19 protein-coding genes are annotated in these 18,662 nt (G+C 39.1%); 12 read left to right on the plus strand and 7 right to left on the minus strand.

The genetic code is table 11. The features are described from left to right. The first annotated feature begins 89 nt into the window (after positions 1-89). Positions 90-839 (plus strand): ornithine uptake porin CarO, encoded by a 750-nt coding sequence (gene carO, locus IO68_RS32505; RefSeq protein ID WP_004878512.1) that lies wholly within the window; start codon positions 90-92, stop codon positions 837-839. A 91-nt stretch (positions 840-930) separates the two neighbouring features. On the opposite strand, the gene IO68_RS32510 is transcribed toward carO, so the two are convergent. The 6 genes from IO68_RS32510 to IO68_RS32535 all read right to left on the minus strand — a co-directional run bounded on the left by IO68_RS32510 (position 931) and on the right by IO68_RS32535 (position 6,516). Beyond that, entirely contained in the window at positions 931-1,854 is a 924-nt protein-coding gene (locus tag IO68_RS32510; RefSeq protein ID WP_004878513.1) for a CysB family HTH-type transcriptional regulator, read from the minus strand. Between the two features lie 75 nt (positions 1,855-1,929). After that, positions 1,930-3,000 carry a sulfate/molybdate ABC transporter ATP-binding protein gene (locus tag IO68_RS32515; RefSeq protein ID WP_023014292.1) on the minus strand — a complete coding sequence of 357 codons (1,071 nt, stop codon included), beginning with the start codon at positions 2,998-3,000 and terminating at the stop codon, positions 1,930-1,932. Positions 3,001-3,011: 11 nt separating this feature from the next. Continuing rightward, the gene (cysW, locus tag IO68_RS32520; RefSeq protein ID WP_023014293.1) at positions 3,012-3,911 is read right to left on the minus strand and encodes a sulfate ABC transporter permease subunit CysW; all 900 of its coding nucleotides are present in this window, start codon (positions 3,909-3,911) and stop codon (positions 3,012-3,014) included. Next, a complete protein-coding gene (cysT, locus tag IO68_RS32525; protein WP_023014294.1) occupies positions 3,908-4,741 on the minus strand; it encodes a sulfate ABC transporter permease subunit CysT in 834 nt (277 codons plus the stop codon). Before cysT ends, cysW begins: the two co-directional genes overlap by 4 nt. Positions 4,742-4,816: 75 nt before the next feature. Next, a complete protein-coding gene (locus tag IO68_RS32530) occupies positions 4,817-5,419 on the minus strand; it encodes an RBBP9/YdeN family alpha/beta hydrolase (protein WP_023014295.1) in 603 nt (200 codons plus the stop codon). Between the two features lie 89 nt (positions 5,420-5,508). Then, a complete protein-coding gene (locus IO68_RS32535) occupies positions 5,509-6,516 on the minus strand; it encodes a sulfate ABC transporter substrate-binding protein (protein WP_019384059.1) in 1,008 nt (335 codons plus the stop codon). 254 nt (positions 6,517-6,770) lie between these two features. Here IO68_RS32535 and pabC point away from each other — a divergent pair, with 254 nt between their 5' ends. Genes pabC through tmk form a run of 3 tightly spaced genes read left to right on the plus strand, consistent with a single transcriptional unit; the run spans position 6,771 to position 9,254 of the window. After that, entirely contained in the window at positions 6,771-7,583 is an 813-nt protein-coding gene (gene pabC / locus IO68_RS32540) for an aminodeoxychorismate lyase (RefSeq protein WP_023014296.1), read from the plus strand. 1 nt (position 7,584) lies between these two features. Continuing rightward, entirely contained in the window at positions 7,585-8,655 is a 1,071-nt protein-coding gene (mltG, locus tag IO68_RS32545; RefSeq protein ID WP_023014297.1) for an endolytic transglycosylase MltG, read from the plus strand. Next, complete coding sequence (gene tmk, locus IO68_RS32550; RefSeq protein WP_023014298.1) at positions 8,655-9,254, plus strand: dTMP kinase; 600 nt, start codon at positions 8,655-8,657, stop codon at positions 9,252-9,254. The genes mltG and tmk overlap by 1 nt, the downstream gene beginning before the upstream one ends. Positions 9,255-9,481: 227 nt before the next feature. On the opposite strand, the gene nadB is transcribed toward tmk, so the two are convergent. Next, complete coding sequence (gene nadB, locus IO68_RS32555; protein WP_171068593.1) at positions 9,482-11,119, minus strand: L-aspartate oxidase; 1,638 nt, start codon at positions 11,117-11,119, stop codon at positions 9,482-9,484. 372 nt (positions 11,120-11,491) lie between these two features. On the opposite strand from nadB, the gene IO68_RS32560 reads away from it, so the two are divergent. The 8 genes from IO68_RS32560 to IO68_RS32595 all read left to right on the plus strand — a co-directional run bounded on the left by IO68_RS32560 (position 11,492) and on the right by IO68_RS32595 (position 18,660). Next, complete coding sequence (locus IO68_RS32560) at positions 11,492-12,871, plus strand: Do family serine endopeptidase (protein ID WP_031234951.1); 1,380 nt, start codon at positions 11,492-11,494, stop codon at positions 12,869-12,871. Between the two features lie 114 nt (positions 12,872-12,985). Continuing rightward, positions 12,986-13,441, plus strand: coding sequence for an acyl-CoA thioesterase (locus IO68_RS32565; RefSeq protein WP_023014301.1), 456 nt, complete (start codon positions 12,986-12,988; stop codon positions 13,439-13,441). A 161-nt stretch (positions 13,442-13,602) separates the two neighbouring features. After that, positions 13,603-15,420 carry a translation elongation factor 4 gene (gene lepA, locus IO68_RS32570; protein ID WP_004878526.1) on the plus strand — a complete coding sequence of 606 codons (1,818 nt, stop codon included), beginning with the start codon at positions 13,603-13,605 and terminating at the stop codon, positions 15,418-15,420. Positions 15,421-15,489: 69 nt separating this feature from the next. Continuing rightward, the gene (gene lepB / locus IO68_RS32575; protein WP_023014302.1) at positions 15,490-16,353 is read left to right on the plus strand and encodes a signal peptidase I; all 864 of its coding nucleotides are present in this window, start codon (positions 15,490-15,492) and stop codon (positions 16,351-16,353) included. Between the two features lie 23 nt (positions 16,354-16,376). Next, positions 16,377-16,754, plus strand: a complete 378-nt coding sequence (locus IO68_RS32580; protein WP_023014303.1) for a DUF4845 domain-containing protein — start codon at positions 16,377-16,379, stop codon at positions 16,752-16,754. Further along, positions 16,723-17,418, plus strand: a complete 696-nt coding sequence (gene rnc, locus IO68_RS32585; RefSeq protein WP_023014304.1) for a ribonuclease III — start codon at positions 16,723-16,725, stop codon at positions 17,416-17,418. Before IO68_RS32580 ends, rnc begins: the two co-directional genes overlap by 32 nt. Before the next feature lie 4 nt (positions 17,419-17,422). Next, positions 17,423-18,463 (plus strand): GTPase Era, encoded by a 1,041-nt coding sequence (gene era, locus IO68_RS32590; RefSeq protein ID WP_004878530.1) that lies wholly within the window; start codon positions 17,423-17,425, stop codon positions 18,461-18,463. A gap of 11 nt (positions 18,464-18,474) precedes the next feature. After that, entirely contained in the window at positions 18,475-18,660 is a 186-nt protein-coding gene (locus tag IO68_RS32595) for an NF038104 family lipoprotein (protein WP_004878531.1), read from the plus strand. The last annotated feature ends 2 nt before the right edge of the window (positions 18,661-18,662 follow it).

Genomic DNA, 18,662 nt, shown 5'->3' on the forward strand with positions numbered 1-18,662 from the left:
TATAAAAAGTTAGCGATCATTCTTTTATGCTAATTCCACAAGCAACAATTATACATTTTTAAATAAGAGCATTTTTTGAGGAGACTCCAATGAAAGCTTTGCGTGTTATGTTAGCAGCAGGTGCATTAACAGCGATTGCAGGTACTGCATTTGCAGCAGATGAACAAGTTGTGAAGGAATCAGTTTATGCTTTCCCTTCATATTTAGATCCAGTTTCTGTACGTGCTGAAGTAGGTACTACAGGTTATGGTGGTGCGATTTCATATCGTGTAAATCCTTATGTGGCACTAAGCTTGGGTTATAACGGCGGAGATATCTCTTGGTCTGATAGCTTGAAAATTGATGGCACTAAGTATGATATGGATATGGATAATAAAAACGCATATTTAAATGCAGAAATTTATCCATGGGGTGCGAATGAAAATGCGTTTGCTCGTGCATTATATGTAGCAGCGGGTGTTGGTTATTTAGATAATAGCTATGATTTGAAAAAATCAGTATCTAACTCGAACGATACGATTAAAATCGATGGTTCTAACTACTATGCACCTGGCGGCAGTGGTTCTGTAAAAGGTCATTTAAACTATGACAACCAGCTTGCTCCATACCTAGGTTTCGGTCTTAACACTCCTGTTTATAAAAACATTGGTGTGTTTGGTGAAGTAGGTGCTTACTATACTGGTAACCCAACTGTTGATCTGAAATCAGAAGGTCTGGTAAAAGTTGGTGGTGTTGAGTCAGGTCAATCAGCGGCTGATCGTGAAGCAGATAAAATTGCTAACAAGAGCAAATATGAGTGGATGCCAGTGGCTAAAGTTGGTGTGAACTTCAAGTTCTAAACAACTGGATATAAAAAAACGAGCTTTAAGCTCGTTTTTTTATGATCTAAAGAAAACAAAAGGCTTTTTTATGTACCTTTTGTTTTGTTATTTACTCTTCAGGATAAGCTACTTTTTTAAGTGCTTTAATGTCTGTTTTTGGCGAACATAGCGAAATGAACTCATAGCCGTAACCACGAAGTAAATGTCCTTTACGAACTGCGATCCACGTTGTGTTTGTACCAAAAATACCTGTTTTGATCTGTTGCAAACGATAATCTCGTTCAGCATCATAAGCAACATCATTGACAATACCGACACCCATATTGAGCTCAACATAGGTTTTAATTACATCGGCATCTAAAGCAGACATGACGATGTCAGCGTGCAGATGTGCATCTTCAAATGCTTTGTCGATTTTTGAACGACCTGTGAAGCCACCATGATAAGTAATGAGTGGGTATTCAGCTAAAATGTCGAGACTAATTTTATCTAGTTTTGCTAAAGGATGATCTTTCGGGGTGATGATACTGTGGTGCCATTCATAATAAGGTACGCTCGCCAAATTTTCCTCAGTAGTTAATGACTCCGTCGCAATACCAATATCTGCTTCACCCTGTAACAACATTTCAGCAATTTCAACGGGGCTAGCTTGTTGTAGAACCAAATGCACTTTGGGAAATAGTTTTTTAAATTGGTTCACAATAGGAGGCAAAACATAACGTGCTTGGGTATGTGTCGTTGCAATTGTAAGTGTGCCTTCATCGACTTTATTAAAATCATCGGCAAGACGTTTGATGTTATCAGCATCAACCAACATACGTTCAACGATACTCAAGAGAGATTGACCTGGCTCAGTTAGTCCAAGTAAACGTTTGCCCTTACGCACAAAAAGTTGCACGCCTAATTCATCTTCTAAATCTTTAATGTGTTTACTGACACCTGATTGGGAGGTATAAAGTGCCGCTGAAGCTTCAGTTAAATTAAAGTTTTGACGAACAGTTTCTCGAATAATTCTGAGTTGTTGAAAGTTCATAATCATTTTCCGCATAAAAGGTGAGGAACGGCTAAAGTTCAGCAAGAACATTTTAACCATCCTCAAGGTATTATTCTAAGCAACTTGCGTCGTTTGGTCTGCAAATAAATGAAGTTGAGTTGCACTTATCCAAACAGTTTGATTCGGTTTGAATTGATGTAAATTTGCTTCTTCTACACTTAATAAAATTTCAATCGTACGTCCACTACGATCTTGTAATTCAGCAATAACTTTCCCAGCTATCCATACTTCACGTAGGAAAGTAGCCTCAATGGTGTTGTTCTGAGGTTGGGTATGAATATGTAATTCATTTGGCCTTGCAAATGCAATTACTTTTCCTTGTGGTGCTTCAACAGTATTTGGAAGTTGAATGCGATTTTCATCGATATGGATAATACCGTTGGAGTGTTCACCTTCAAAGCGATTTGCTTGACCTAAGAAATCAAAAACAAATGGCGTAGCTGGTTTTTCATAGACTTGTCGTGGTGAGCCAATTTGTTCGACATCACCTTTATTCATGACAATAATTTGATCTGCAACTTCTAAAGCTTCCTCCTGATCATGTGTTACAAAGATCGAGGTGATATGTAGTTCATCATGTAAAGTACGTAACCAACGGCGTAATTCTTTACGAACTTTTGCATCCAGTGCGCCAAATGGCTCATCTAGTAATAAAACACGCGGTTCAACAGCGAGTGCACGTGCTAAAGCGATGCGTTGGCGTTGACCACCTGAAAGTTGGGCTGGATAACGGTCTGCTAAAAAGCCAAGTTGAACGAGATCAAGTAAGCGAGTCACACGTTTTTTAATTTCAGCTTCTGATGGGCGTGTTGCACGTGGGCGAACGCGTAAACCAAAGGCAATATTGTCAAAAACAGTCATGTGACGGAACAATGCATAATGCTGGAATACAAAACCTACTTGTCGTTCACGGACATGAATGTCTGTGGCATCTTCACCTTCAAGTAACACCTGTCCACCGTCGGCAGATTCTAAACCTGCAATGATCCGTAATAATGTTGTTTTACCGCAACCTGAAGGACCAAGTAAGGCTACTAATTCACCTTCAGGAAAGTCTAAAGAGATATTTTTCAGCGCATGGAATGCACCAAAGTGTTTTTCAATATTTTTTACTTGAATACTCATGTGCTTATTCCTTAGTGGCTAGGTTGATTTTGATTGAATTGATGTTCATTTGCTTGGTCTTGGCGAGCTTCAAGCCAAGTTTTTAAAATTAATGTAATGATTGCTAGAAATGCCAATAGTGAAGACACAGCAAATGCAGCACTAAAAGTGTATTCGTTATAAAGAATTTCTACATGTAACGGTAAGGTATTGGTTTGACCACGGATATGTCCTGAAACAACTGAGACCGCACCAAATTCACCCATTGCACGGGCATTACACAGAATCACACCGTAGATCAAACCCCATTTGATATTAGGTAAGGTTACTTTCCAAAAGGTTTGCCAACCTGAAGCACCCAGTACTATCGCTGCTTCTTCCTCCTCTGTGCCTTGAGCTTCCATCAAAGGGATTAATTCACGGGCTACAAATGGAACGGTAATGAAAATAGTGGCTAATACAATCGCTGGGATGGCATACAAAATTTTGATGTCATGATCCATTAACCAGCCACCCATCCAACCTTGTGTGCCAAAGATCAGAACTAACATTAATCCAGCAATCACAGGTGATACCGAGAAAGGCATATCAATGATGGTGGTTAAGATGGCTTTACCACGGAACTGAAATTTTGCAACGGCCCATGCTGCTGCAACACCAAACACGACATTAATAGGGACGGCAATTGCAGCCGTAATTAGGGTAAGTTTTACAGCTGATAAAGTATCTGAATCGGTTAACGCATTGATATAAACCGCTAAACCTTGTTTAAATGCTTCAACAAAAACCAAAATCAGCGGCAAGATCAAACAACTGAGGAAAAAGATTAAGGCAACGCTGATTAGGCTAAAACGAACCCATGTCGGTTCGCGAGTTGCATCTCGACTTTGAAGTTTGAGAGCTAAAGCATTGCTGTTGGTATTTAGGCTCATTGTGCAACTCTCCCAGTGCGACGGCTCGCCCATGCTTGTACTAAGTTAATTAAAAATAGAATGGCAAATGACAGAATGAGCATGACTACGGCAATGGTCGTTGCACCTGCGTAATCATATTCCTCTAAGCGAGAGATGATCATCAGGGGGGCAATTTCAGTTTTATAGGGTTGATTGCCTGCAATAAAAATCACGGAACCGTATTCACCGACACCGCGGGCAAAAGCTAAAGCGAACCCAGTGAGCAATGCAGGGAATAGTATTGGTAAAATGATTTTGGTAATGGTCTGCCAACGATTTGCACCTAGGGCAGAAGCGGCTTCTTCCAGTTCAGTTTCAATATCACTGAGTACTGGTTGAACAGTACGAACCACAAAGGGTAGACCAATAAAAATTAGAGCAAGGGTAATACCAATTGGTGTATAAGCCACTTCAATCCCAAGCGGAGAAAGATATTGTCCAATCCAGCCTGTTGGTGCATATAAAGAGGTGAGTGCAATACCTGCAACGGCAGTTGGTAGAGCAAAGGGTAAATCAACTAATGCATCAACAATCCGTTTACCTGGAAAGCTATATCGTACTAAACACCAAGCCAGTAACAAGCCAAAAATAACGTTAACTAGTGCAGCGATTAATGCAGCACTAAAGCTAAGCTGTAAGGACTTTAAAATTCGTTCTGAAGTTAAAATTTCCCATAAGCCATCCCATCCAACTCCAAAAGATTTGATAAAGACAGCAGATAAAGGAATAAGCACAATCAAAGACACGTAAGCGAGGGTAAAGCCCAATGATAGACCAAACCCAGGCAGCACTCGGGAACGCTGCGACATGATATTTCCTCAAAGAGAAATGTTTGCTAAAACAAGCAAATAAATAATATGAATGCTAAAAACACGAGAGTAAAGTTAGGCAAATTTCAAATTAAAATTTGCCTGACTCATTCGAGGGATTGGCAGCATCTTTTTTTCAGGCAGCAAGTAGTTCAGGATCTCAGGGAAAGGGCCAAATCCAGATGCGACATTGATATGACCAACAGCACCTAGATTGATGGGTGTTAGTTTCCACGCCTGAGCAAGTTGTAGCGCATCGGCATAACCTAACCACTGATCATTTTCACTAATCAATAGCGTGGCTGGTACGTCAATTTTAAGTTGATGAAAATACTGCTTGTAGTCAGTCAAACTATGACGAGCGAAACCTGATTCACCAAAACGTGCAGGATTTGCAGGCGCAACCAAAATTAGATTTTTCACTTTTGCTCTGAGTTCTGGGTGTTCAGCGAGTGCAGCAACACTAGTTAAACAGCCAAAACTATGTGCCACGATTTGGACAGGTGCTGGAGCTGCAACAATAGTTTTAATAAATTGAGTAACCCATTCACTTAACACAGGGCGATCCCAATGAGTTTGTTCAACGCGAGAACTAGACACGAGCTTATGTTGTAACCAAGACTGCCAATGTTGTGCTTCACTACCGCCAACACCGGGAACAATTACAGTATGAATCATGTCTATTCTCCTTAGAATCCCTGAAAATCTCTCTTGGGAACTACACGCTAAACGACAAATTGCGTTTGTAGCCATGCAAGAGAGGGATTTTATTTACCTGTACTGTTGAGTTTTACGATCTGGTCAAATACACCACCATTATCAAAGTGAGTTTTTTGTACTTTATTCCAGCCGCCAAACTCTTGATCAATTGTCACCAATTTAAGTGGCTTAAAGGTTGTACTGTATTTTTTTAAAATTGCGGCATTACGCGGGCGGTAGAAATTACGAGCAGCGATTTCTTGCCCAGCTGGAGAGTAAAGATAATTTAAGTAGCCACGAGCGATTTGAGAATTGCCTTTCTTTGCTGCATTTTTTTCTACAATGGCAACTGGTGGTTCTGCAAGGATGGAAAGAGATGGCGTAATGATCTCGAATTTACCCGGTTGCTCTCGTACTGCGAGATAAGCTTCATTTTCCCAAGCCAATAAGACGTCGCCAATACCACGTTCAGCGAATGTAGTAGTTGCACCGCGAGCGCCAGAATCAAGCACTTTGGTTTGTTTATAAATTTGGCGAACAAATTCTTGCGCTTTTGCATCGTTGCCACCTTTCTGGTGTTTCGCCCATGCCCAAGCTGCCAAATAGTTCCAACGAGCACCGCCTGAGGTTTTTGGATTTGGTGTAATAATTTCTACACCGGGTTTAATGAGATCACTCCAATCCTTGATTTGTTTAGGATTGTCTTTGCGAACGAGGAACACAATTGTTGAGGTATAAGGTGTCGAATTATTTGGTAATTTCTTTTGCCAATCGCTTGGTAATAATTTTGACTTTTCTGCAATTTCATTAATATCAGCGGCAAGCGCTAAGGTCACAACATCTGCATTTAGACCATCTATGACAGCTCGTGCCTGCTTTCCTGAACCACCATGTGACTGCTTGAAATCAATATCTTGTCCAGTACGTTGTTTCCAAAAAGTACCAAACTGTTTATTAAAATCCGTATATAGCTCACGTGTAGGATCATAAGAAACGTTCAAGAATTCTTGAGCAGCAAACGAGGAAACTGATAATAGTGTGGCAATAATACCAACTTTGATTTGAGATAAACGCATGAAAACCCCTAAAAATTCAATGTTTGTTTGGAATATGGATGCAGCATAACGCCAGTTTTTTTGCAAAAAAAATAATTAAAATCGAATTTGATATGAAAAATAGAGAAATATATAAATGAGATAAGCTATGCTGAATTATTGATAAAAAAGAAATTTTTATTTATAAATTTTAAGTTGTTATAATTTTTTAAAATCAATAGGTTGTTCTGCTATTTAGTGCGACTATATGCAAAATTTTGAAAGGTGTTTGGATCATGCAATGCTATAAAAATGGACAACTGATTGAGTCTATTCCTTTGCTTGATCGCGCTTTTCATTACGGTGATGGTTGTTTTACAACTGCTCGACTTTTTCAAAACAATTTTGAGTTAAAAGAGCTGCATTTTGCACGCTTAGCTTTGGCCTGCAAAAGTTTAAGTTTAGATGCAGATTTATCTTTGATTGAATCCTCACTTGAACAACTGCAACAGCATAATTCTCAACTAAATGGCACGTTAAAGGTAGTTATTAGCCGTGGTGAAGGTGATCGTGGTTATAGTTTGCCTTTACATGCAGCGGATATTTATGTGTGGTATTACCCAAGAGTCGTGCAAGCTTTTCAACCAGAATGGATTGAAAGTGGTTTACTTCGACATGCTTTAGGTTTAAATATGCCTCATCTTGTTGGACTGAAAACATTAAATCGCTTAGAACAAGTGTTATTAAAGCAAGAAGCTGATCAACAAGGTTGGTTAGAGGCTTTGGTGAGTGATGTTCAGGGAAATATTGTTGAAGGGGTGAGCAGTAATTGTTTCATTCGTATAAATGATCAATGGATTACACCAGAACTTCGTTATAATGGCGTCCACGGTGTTATGCGAGCAAAAATCCTTTCTCTGATGCAACAATATCAGGTGAAATGTGAACAGCGTTGTGTCGAAATGCATGAGCTTGGGCAGATTCAGAGTTTATTTTTCTGTAATGCTTTACATCCTATGAAAGCCGTAATTCGATTTGATCATCGAGTTTTAGCTCAACAGCCGTATCTTGATTTATTTCATACTTTAAAACTTAACCAGATTGATTAATATGCCAAAGTCACCAAACACGAGCAAAAGCAAGAAAAAGCCAAAAGCTAAACCGAAATCTACTTTCAAAGCCTTTTGGATTGCTATTTTCCTTTTAGGTTTGGTTATATTGTGTATTTTATGGGCAAATCTTTTTAAAAATTACCCTGTTGATGGCAAAAAGCAACTTTTAGTGATTTCATCTGGGGATACTTATTCTAGATTTATTGATCGCCTAGCCAAAGAGGGTAAAGTCAGCTTACCTATTGTGTTAAAGCTTTATCAAAAGTTTTTAATCCATGACAGCATGAAAGCTGGTGTGTATGAAGTCACACAGGGAATGAGTATTCGCCAAGTTTTATCGATGTTGTCTGATGCAGAAAATGCACAGATGAATCGAATTTTGGTGATAGAAGGGACAACATTTAAGCAGCTTGTTCAAAATCTTAAAAAAGATTCGAATGTAACCAAAACAATTTTGGATTTACCCCGAGATCAATTGTTAAAAGCACTCGATATTCCATATTCTCATCCAGAAGGTTTGTTTGCACCTGATACTTATTTCTTCGCCAAAGGTGAAACAGATAAAAAAATCTTAACCGATTTATATCATCGCCAAATGAAGTCATTAGATGAAGCTTGGGCAAATAAGGCTTCTAATCTGCCTTATAAAGATAAATATGAAGCATTGATCATGGCTTCTATTATTGAGAAAGAAACCAGTTTGGATAGTGAGCTTCAGCAAGTTTCAGGTGTGTTTGTACGTCGCTTAAAAATAGGTATGCGCTTGCAAACTGATCCAACAGTGATTTATGGCATGGGCGATAATTATAAAGGCAATATCACACGTAATGACTTGCGTACGCCTACATCTTATAACACCTATACTATTAACGGTTTACCACCAACACCAATTGCATTGCCAAGTAAAAAAGCCATTGAAGCTGCTATGCACCCTGATAATGCGGAGAATATTTATTTCGTTGCAACAGGAAATGGTGGTCATAAATTTACAGCGTCTTTAGAAGACCATAATCGTGCAGTTCAAGAATATTTAACTGTTCTACGTTCAAAGAAAAAGCAAGGTGAATGATGTTTATTAGTTTTGAAGGTACGGAAGGTGTAGGAAAAACAACACTGATTCGTAAAATTCATCAGTACTTTGAACAGCAAGGTAAAGAAGTGGTGTTGACTCGTGAACCGGGTGGCACACCACTCGCTGAGCAGATTCGCTCACTTTTATTAGCAGTGAATCATGAAGAGCAAATGAGTCATGATACTGAACTGTTATTGATTTATGCGGCACGAGCACAGCATTTAGAACAAGTGATTTTACCTGCATTAGAGGCGGGTAAGATTGTGTTAAGTGATCGTTTTACCGATGCCAGTTTTGCGTATCAATGTTCTGGACGCGGTTTAAGTCAGGAAAAGCTTCAACTATTGAATCAAACTTTTGTGGCGAAAATGCCGAATATTACATTTTGGCTGGATGCACCGATTGAGTTGGGCATGACTCGTGCGCGTGAGCGTGGGGCATTGGACCGTTTTGAGCAAGAGAAGTTAAGTTTCTTTGCTAAGGTGCGTGCGGGTTATGAAACTTTATGGCAGACAGCGCCTGAACGAATCAAGCGTTTGGATGCAACACAGAATGCGGATGTTGTGTTTGAAGAGGCGCTGCAGCATTTGACATAAAAACAGCTATATTATCAATCTTTATTGTATTGTTGAAAAAGTTTGAAATCACACTTTGAACTCTGTTACTTATGCCTTACTTTTCAAGGATGAAAAGTAACAAAAATCCTGTGTTGAGCTGACGGTACATCCTTGATACCGCAGTTCAACGAGCGACATCCATGTCGCCTACCGCGATAACTAATAATAACTTTAAGTCGTCTTGAAAAGCTCAAAACACAAAAGAGTCACTCATTCACCAGCGGTTGTTCCACTTTAAAGTTTGGCGGTGTCAAAACTGTTTTACGAATTTCATTAGAAAGCTCAGGATAATCAAGTGTGTAATGTAAACCACGAGATTCCTTGCGTTCCATCGCACAACGCACAATCATTTCTGAAACTAGAACTAGGTTACGCAATTCGATCAAGTTTTTGCTGACACGATAATCTTGATAATACTCAGTGATTTCACGTTTCAACATTTCAATACGGTGTAAGGCGCGTTGCAAACGCTTAGTAGTTCGAACAATACCGACATAGTTCCACATAGTTGAACGCAACTCATCCCAGTTTTGCAGAATCACAACATCTTCATCTGCATCCGTAACTTGAGACTCGTCCCAAGATGGTACAGTAGGGAATTTAAAGTCCGAATCAAATTTTTGTTGGATATCGTTAGCTGCACTCATGCCATACACAAAACATTCAAGCAGTGAGTTACTTGCCATACGATTAGCGCCGTGCAAGCCAGTATACGAAGTCTCACCAATTGCATATAAGCCATCTAAATCGGTTTGACTATTCTCATCAACGACAACACCGCCACAGGTGTAATGTGCAGCTGGAACGACAGGGATCATATCTTTGGTGATATCGATACCAAGTTCAATAAGTCGTGCATATAAAGTAGGGAAGTGCTCGGTAATAAATTCTGGTGATTTATGGGTGATATCTAGCCAAACATGGCGAATACCTAGGCGCTTGATTTCATGGTCGATGGTACGTGCCACAATATCACGCGGTGCAAGTTCAGCACGTTCATCAAAACGTAGCATGAAACGCTCGCCGTCTGGTAAGCGCAAATAAGCACCTTCGCCACGCATTGCTTCGGTAATTAAGAAAGAACGCGCTTTGGGATGATATAAACAAGTTGGATGGAATTGATTGAATTCCATATTAGCAACACGGCAACCTGCTCGATAAGCCATTGCAATACCATCGCCTGTTGCAATGTCAGGATTAGACGTATAAAGATATGCTTTCATTGCTCCGCCACAAGCCAGTGCTGTAAATGGCGCTAAGAAGGTATGGACTTGTTCATTTTTCTCATCTAAAGCATATAAGCCAATCGCTCTATTCTTTTCACCTAAATGACCAAGTTTGTGTTTTGTGATGAGATCAATCGCAATATAGTTTTCAAAAATTGTAATATTTTTTCTTTCTTTTGCACGCTCGACTAAAGTTGTTGAAATTGCTTTGCCGGTTGCATCGGCTGAGTGAATAATCCGACGCTGTGAGTGACCACCTTCACGCGTTAAGTGGAGTTGCTCATCATCGTCTAATGTAAATTGAACACCCTGTCCTAATAAAAAATCAACTGAGGGTTTACCACCTTCGACTGTATGCTTTACTGCATCTAGTTCACATAAATGTGCACCTGCGATCATCGTGTCATTAATATGTTGTTGAATTGAGTCAGTCTCATCTAATACCGCAGCAACACCACCTTGAGCATAATAGGTACTCGCTTCTGTGAGCGCAGCCTTTGCTAAAATCGCGATGTTGTAATGACTTGGTAAAGAGAGTGCTAGGCTTAAACCTGCACCGCCACTGCCCACAATAATCATGTCAAAATGATGAATTGTTTCTAAATCAGGCATGTCGATCTGCTTCAATTTCAAACGTTCGCTAATGACAACGCTTTTTGAACAAAAAGGCAAGAGCTAATCTGCTTAGAATTGAGCGATTTTTTGGCGAATGAGTCAATAATTTGCTTGTTTTGTTGTATTGCTACATACCAATAATCATGCGATTACGTTTAAGAACATTTTTTTAATGTGAGTTTAAGTTGGTCATTATAAAACCTGTTTTGAACAGTGGTTATATTAATTTTCCTCCACAATTTATTCACATTTTAGGTTTTTATTTCTTTGTATACATTGAAAATATAAACATTTTTTAACGAAACGTATGAAATGGTTATGATACAACATAACCTTAAATTTTTATTCGATCATCAGTATGTAGGTTCTTGCTTCATGAAAAGTCGATATTTACAACAAGGAATGTTTGCAGCGGTATTTACAGTAGCAGCAGCTCAAGTCGATGCCGCAGCTCCAGTAGATTTTTCAAATCTCGTTGAGCAGGTTAGTCCAGCTGTAGTGAGTGTGAATGTTGTGAAGAAAATGACTCAGGAAGAGTTATTGCAACAACAGGTTCCAGAAATCTTACGTCGTTTCTTTGGTAATCAAGTGATTATCCCTCAACAGCAGGGACCACAAGAAAAAACAGCTTATGGAAGTGCATTTTTCATTAGTAAAGATGGTTACTTAGTTACAAATCATCATGTTATTGAAAATGCATCACGAATTAGTATCACATTGAATGACCGCCGTGAACTTGATGCGACATTGGTTGGTAGTGATGAACGTACTGATGTTGCTGTACTAAAAGTAAATGGTACGAATTTTCCTGAATTAAAAGTTGGTAATGTCGACCAGTTAAAAGTCGGTGAGCCTGTTTTGGCGATTGGTTCTCCATTTGGTTTCGATTACTCAGCATCAGCAGGGATTGTGAGTGCTAAATCCCGTAACATGAGTGGCGAAACATCAGTGCCATTTATTCAAACAGATGCTGCTTTAAACCCTGGTAACTCTGGTGGACCACTTTTCAATCAGAAGGGTGAAGTGGTTGGTGTGAACTCTCGTATTTTTAGTGGTACGGGCGGTTATATGGGCTTGTCGTTCTCGATTCCAATTGATGTTGCAATGGATGTTGTTCAACAGCTTAAAACCAATGGCAAAGTGACACGTTCTTATCTAGGCGTTATGTTGCAAGATATTGATCGAAATTTAGCGGAAGCCTATAAATTACCAAAACCAGAAGGTTCTCTAGTTAATCAAGTTACACCGAAATCGCCTGCTGAAAAAGCTGGGCTTAAATCAGGTGATGTGATTTTAAAAATCAATGGTACTTCGATTTCTCGTACAGGTGATTTACTCAATGTGTTGAACCGTACTGCACCAGATCAAACAATTCAGTTAGAGATTTTACGTGATGATAAAACACGTACAATTTCAGCGACATTGGGTACGGCACCTGATGATACACCAGCAGCAGAAGACAAAAATAATCCAACCAGTGGGTTGGGTATGAGTATCCGTACACTCACAGAAGCTGAATTAGCAAGTTTAAATGTTCGTGGTGGAATTTTGGTTCAAGATGTTAAACGTGGTGGATTAGCATCTCTATCTAATATCGTTGCTGGCGATGTTATTGTTCAAGTAAATGGAACGGCAATTACGAACAGTCAAATGTTTGCAAAAACGGTTGCCGCTTTACCTAAAAATAGTGTTGCGCGAGTAACGATTATTCGCCAAGGCCAACGTGCAATTTTAGGATTGCGTTTACCGAAGTAATCAAATAAATGAGAAAACCACTCTATTGGATAGGGTGGTTTTTTTATTTTGTAATACTGAGTTGTTTAGACTAAGGTACGGCACTGAACTTTTGTTGTTGAAGTACGAAAAATTATGAGCACAATTTTTGATTTAAAAATACAGGTTCAACCACAACATATTGATGTATTGGGTCATGTCAACAATGTTATTTACATCCAATGGATGCAGGATGTTGCAGCAGCGCATATAGAAATATTAGGTTTAGGCTTAACCCAATATTTAGAGTTAAAACATGCGATGGTGGCGGTTGAGCATCATGTTCAATATCGTAAAGCTGCACTTGAGGGTGAAGAGATCATTTTACGGACTTGGTTGGATGACATTAATGCGCTCTATTCATTCCGTCAGTACGCATTTTATCGACCAAAAGATCAAAGTGTTTTATTCGTAGGAAATACCAAATGGGCATGTATTGAAATTGCAACTGGTCGACCAAAGCGTATGTCGCCGAGTTTTACCCAGGCTTATCAGCCCATTTCAAATGAATTAGATCCAATGGATTTTTCAATTTCCTATGTTGAAAAATGAGAGTGTTAAGTCACTATTGCTTTGAGTTTTGTTATAAAAGCGCAGAATTATTTTGAATACTTTAAAATGTCATTCTGCTATAATCCCCAACAATTTTGTTAAACCATTTTGGCTCATTGCTTTTTATAAGTATAGGGCGCTCTATTTTCTCAAGGTAACCCATGGCGCAAGCTAAAAAATCCGTAGATATCAAAAATATACGAAATTTCTCGATCATTGCTCATATTGACCATGGTAAGTCGACTTTGGCCGACCGTTTTATTCAAATGTGCGGTGGCCTTCAAGATCGTGAAATGCAAGCTCAGGTATTAGACTCTATGGAGCTTGAGCGTGAACGTGGGATTACGATTAAGGCGGCATCAGTTACGCTTTATTATACGCATCCAAATGGTCAGCAATATCAATTAAACTTTATTGATACGCCTGGACACGTTGACTTCTCTTACGAGGTTTCGCGTTCTTTAGCTGCGTGTGAAGGAGCTTTGCTTGTTGTTGATGCTGCACAAGGTGTTGAGGCTCAATCTGTTGCGAACTGTTATACAGCAATTGAGCAGGGCTTAGAAGTACTACCAATTCTCAATAAAATTGATTTACCACAGGCTGAACCTGAGCGTGTGATTCATGAAATTGAAGAAATTATCGGTATTGAAGCAACCGACGCTCCAACATGTTCAGCAAAAACTGGTTTGGGGGTTGAAGGTGTTTTAGAGCGTCTAGTGGATGTTATTCCTGCACCTGAGGGTGATCGTGATGCACCTTTACAAGCTTTGATTATCGATTCATGGTTTGATAACTATCTAGGCGTTGTCTCGCTTGTTCGTATTAAACAAGGCCGTATCCGTAAGGGTGATAAAATGCTTGTTAAGTCAACAGGACAAGCACATCCTGTGACTTCAGTTGGTGTGTTTAACCCTAAGCATACTGAAACGGATATCCTTGAAGCAGGTGAGGTTGGTTTCGTTATTGCAGGGATTAAAGATATTTTTGGTGCGCCAGTCGGCGATACGATTACATTGGTATCTACACCAGAAGTTCAAACTTTACCTGGTTTTAAAAAGGTAAAACCACAGGTATATGCAGGTCTATTTCCGATTGATTCAAGTGACTTTGAACCATTCCGTGAAGCCCTACAAAAACTACAGATTAACGATTCAGCTTTGTTTTTTGAACCTGAAAGTTCTGATGCTTTAGGCTTTGGTTTCCGTTGTGGTTTCTTAGGTATGCTGCATATGGAAATCGTACAAGAGCGCTTAGAGCGTGAGTATGATCTCGATTTGATTAGCTCAGCGCCAACAGTGATTTATGAAGCTGTAACTAAAAAGGGTGAAACGATTTATATCGATAGTCCTTCAAAAATGCCTGATGCTTCAACAGTTGAAGATTTACGTGAACCAATTGCTGAGTGCCATATTCTCGTTCCACAAGAATATCTTGGTAATGTCATGACTTTATGTATCGAACGTCGTGGTGTTCAAAAGGATATGAAATTCTTAGGTAATCAGGTTTCAGTTACCTTTGAGATTCCGATGGCTGAAGTGGTGATGGATTTCTTTGATAAATTGAAATCTTGCTCGCGTGGTTTTGCTTCGTTGGATTATAACTTTGTACGTTTTGAGAGTTCATCTTTAGTTAAGGTGGATGTGTTAATTAATAGCGAGAAGGTGGATGCGTTGGCAATGATTTGCCATCGTCAGGATGCGCGTCATCGTGGGATCGCATTGGTTGAGAAAATGAAGGATCTCATCCCTCGTCAAATGTTTGATGTTGCAATTCAAGCCGCTATTGGTGCGCAAATTATTGCACGTTCTACTGTAAAGGCGATGCGTAAAAACGTATTGGCTAAATGTTATGGTGGTGACGTTTCGCGTAAGAAGAAACTTCTTTCTAAACAAAAAGAAGGTAAGAAACGCATGAAACAAGTGGGAAGTGTTGAAATTCCACAAGAAGCGTTCTTAGCTGTATTGAAAGTAGATCGATAAAAAATAAGGCTAGAGAGTCTTATCATTCTCTAGCCGTAAGACGAGCAGCAAGGCTGCGAGTGAGGGTTTGTGGATTTTGATTTTAATTTGATTCTAGTGCCTGCTACGCTGATTTTTTTCTTGGTGTGGTTGCTTGATAAGTTTGTGTTTAAACAGCGAGCGAATAAAGGGCGTGATCAGGAAAATTTTGTTATTACTTGGGCATATGATTTTTGGCCAGTCTTAGCTGTCGTCTTAATTCTTCGATCTTTCTTGTATGAGCCTTTTAACATTCCTTCGGACTCTATGGTACCGACCTTGGAGACAGGGGATTTTATTTTAGTCAATAAATTTGACTATGGTGTGCGTTTACCTATTGTCAATACTAAAGTGCTGAACGTGGGTGAACCTAAACGTGGTGAAGTTATTGTATTTCGTTATCCGCCTCAGCCAACAATTAGTTATATCAAGCGCGTAGTTGGTTTGCCAGGTGATCATATTCAGTTTAAAGCTGGGCAGTTGATTATTAATGGCAAGCAAATTGCAAAAGTTGCGACTGAGTTTGCGCGTGAGAAGGATCAGCTAGAAACACCTACGGTTTATTATTTCAAGGAAACTTTAGGGGAACACCAGCATTTGATTCGCTATTTAGATGGACGAAATCCTTTGGCTGAACAATTCCAATTTGCACAATTAAAAGGTGCTGAATCTTTAGTACCTTTTGTTGCGAAAGAAAATGATGTGTTTATTCAAAGTAATGGTCAAGATTGGGAAGTGACAGTTCCTCAAGGACAATACTTTGCAATGGGTGATAATCGAGATCAAAGTGCGGACAGTCGTTTTTGGGGGTTTGTACCAGAAGCAAATTTAACGGGTCGTGCTTTTTATGTATGGATGCATAAAGAACCTGGATTTAATATTCCAAGTTTTAACCGAAATGGTAAGATTGACTAATAAAAACATAAAGGAAATATCAAATGCGTAAATCTCAACAAGGGGCTTCGTATATTGCAATTTTATTTGGGGTGGTTTTATTTGCGATAGCAGTGAAGGCTGCTGTTGCAATTTGGCCAGCATATTGGGATGACAAAATTATTGATACACAGATTCAAGGTGTATTAAAAGATAGTCCTGAAAATATTACGCCATCTAAGTTTGAAAAACAGATGAATCAGCGTTTAGATATGAATGGTATTCGTGATTTATATTTTAAGGATATTGCTCAGGTCACTTACAAAGATGATCTTATCGTAAAGAAGAAGTATGAAGTGCGTAAGCCTTTTATGCTGAATATTAGTTTAGTTATGACTTTTGAGAAGACTTTTGACCAAAAATCTGCAAAGCAAGCTGAATGATTCAAGATTACAAGGGCGAATAGGGTACCAGTTTAAGCAGATTGAATTGCTAAAACTTGCCTTAACCCATCGTTCTGTGAGTCATAAGCATAATTATGAGCGCCTAGAATTTCTAGGCGATTCATTATTAGGAATGATTGTCGCCAATTATTTATATTGTACTTACCCGCAAGAAAATGAAGGGCGTTTAACGCGTATGCGTGCGACGTTAGTTCGTCAAGAAGCGCTAGGGAAAATTGCAAATGATTTACAGCTTAGTCAGTCATTAATTCTAAGTACTGGCGAGTTAAAATCAGGTGGTCACCATCGAGAATCCATTCTTGCTGATGCGGTGGAAGCAATTATTGGCGCTATTTATTTAGACTGTAATGATCTGAACTTGCTACAAAGCATTGTGCTAAAATGGTATGAACCTTATTTAGATCATATCGAACCAACTGATCAACTCAAAGATCCCAAATCACGGTTACAAGAGTATTTACAAGCACGTAAAAAACCTCTCCCAGTTTACGAGGTTGTAGATATTCAGGGTGATGCCCCAAATCAACATTTTAAAGTGGAATGTTTGATTGAGGGATTGCCAAAAATTCAAGGCGAGGGCTCAAGTCGTCGTTTTGCCGAACAAACGGCAGCGGCAGAAATTTTAAAATTATTGGAGCAATAACCTGATGTCTCATTCAAATGAAAATCCTTTACCTCAAAATCCATCTGAAGCTACTGAACAGCAAGATGGTAATGATTTAATTAATCAATTTTTTAGTTCGCAAGGAACGACAATTCCTTCTGATTTTAAAAGCGGTTTTGTTGCAATTGTTGGTCGACCTAATGTTGGAAAGTCAACATTAATGAATCACCTGTTGGGCCAAAAGCTTTCTATTACATCCCGTAAGCCACAAACTACACGTCATAAGATTGTGGGGATTGATTCGCGTGAAAAATCACAAGCAGTATTTGTAGATACGCCAGGTATGCATAAGAAAGAAGTACGTGCGATTAACAAGATGATGAATCGTGCGGCACATTCGGCGTTACGTGATGTGAATTTGGTTTTATTTGTTGTTGATGCACAAAAGTGGACTCAAAACGACGAGCTTGTTTTGGAAAAGCTGAAAAATGCAGATATGCCAGTGATTCTTGTAATTAATAAGTTAGATACTTTTGAAAACAAAAATGAAGCATTGCCGCTGATTCAAGAACGAGCGAAGTTAATGAATTTTGCTGAAATTGTTCCCGTATCCGCTTTACGCGGCGCGAATTTAGAACATTTGCGTGACACGATTGAAAAGTATTTACCTTATCAGCCACCTTTGTATTCATTGGATCAAATTACAGATCGTTCTGAGCGTTTTCTTGCGAGTGAAATTATTCGTGAGAAAATCATGCGTCAGTTGGGTGAAGAGTTACCATATGATTTAACGGTACAAATTGAATCATTTAAAACAGAAGAAGCAACTGTAAATGAAAAAACAGGACGCTTAAAACCACCATGTACTTATATCGATGCAACGATCTTTGTTGAGCGTCAAGGACAAAAAGCCATTGTGATTGGTGATAAAGGTGCAAAGCTGAAAAGTATTGGTATGGATGCACGTACAGACATGGAAAAAATGTTTGAACAAAAAATCATGCTTACGCTTTGGGTAAAAGTTAAAGGTGGCTGGTCTGACGACGAACGTGCTTTAAAAAGCTTAGGTTATAGCGATATCTAAGAGGTTCTGCGATGATTAAAGCTCTTGTTATTGTTTCTTGTGTCTTTTTGCTACAGGGATGTATTACTAAAATAGTTACAGTCCCTGTTAAAGTTGCCTATAAAACCACAAAAGGCGTGGTAAAAGGAACTGCAGCTGTGGTTGGTGCAGTTATTCCTGACGGCGATGATGAAAAGGACGAGAAAGAAAAGGACTAGTA

Origin of the sequence: Acinetobacter sp. COS3 (assembly GCF_000475335.1) — a bacterium.
Taxonomy (GTDB): domain Bacteria; phylum Pseudomonadota; class Gammaproteobacteria; order Pseudomonadales; family Moraxellaceae; genus Acinetobacter; species Acinetobacter venetianus.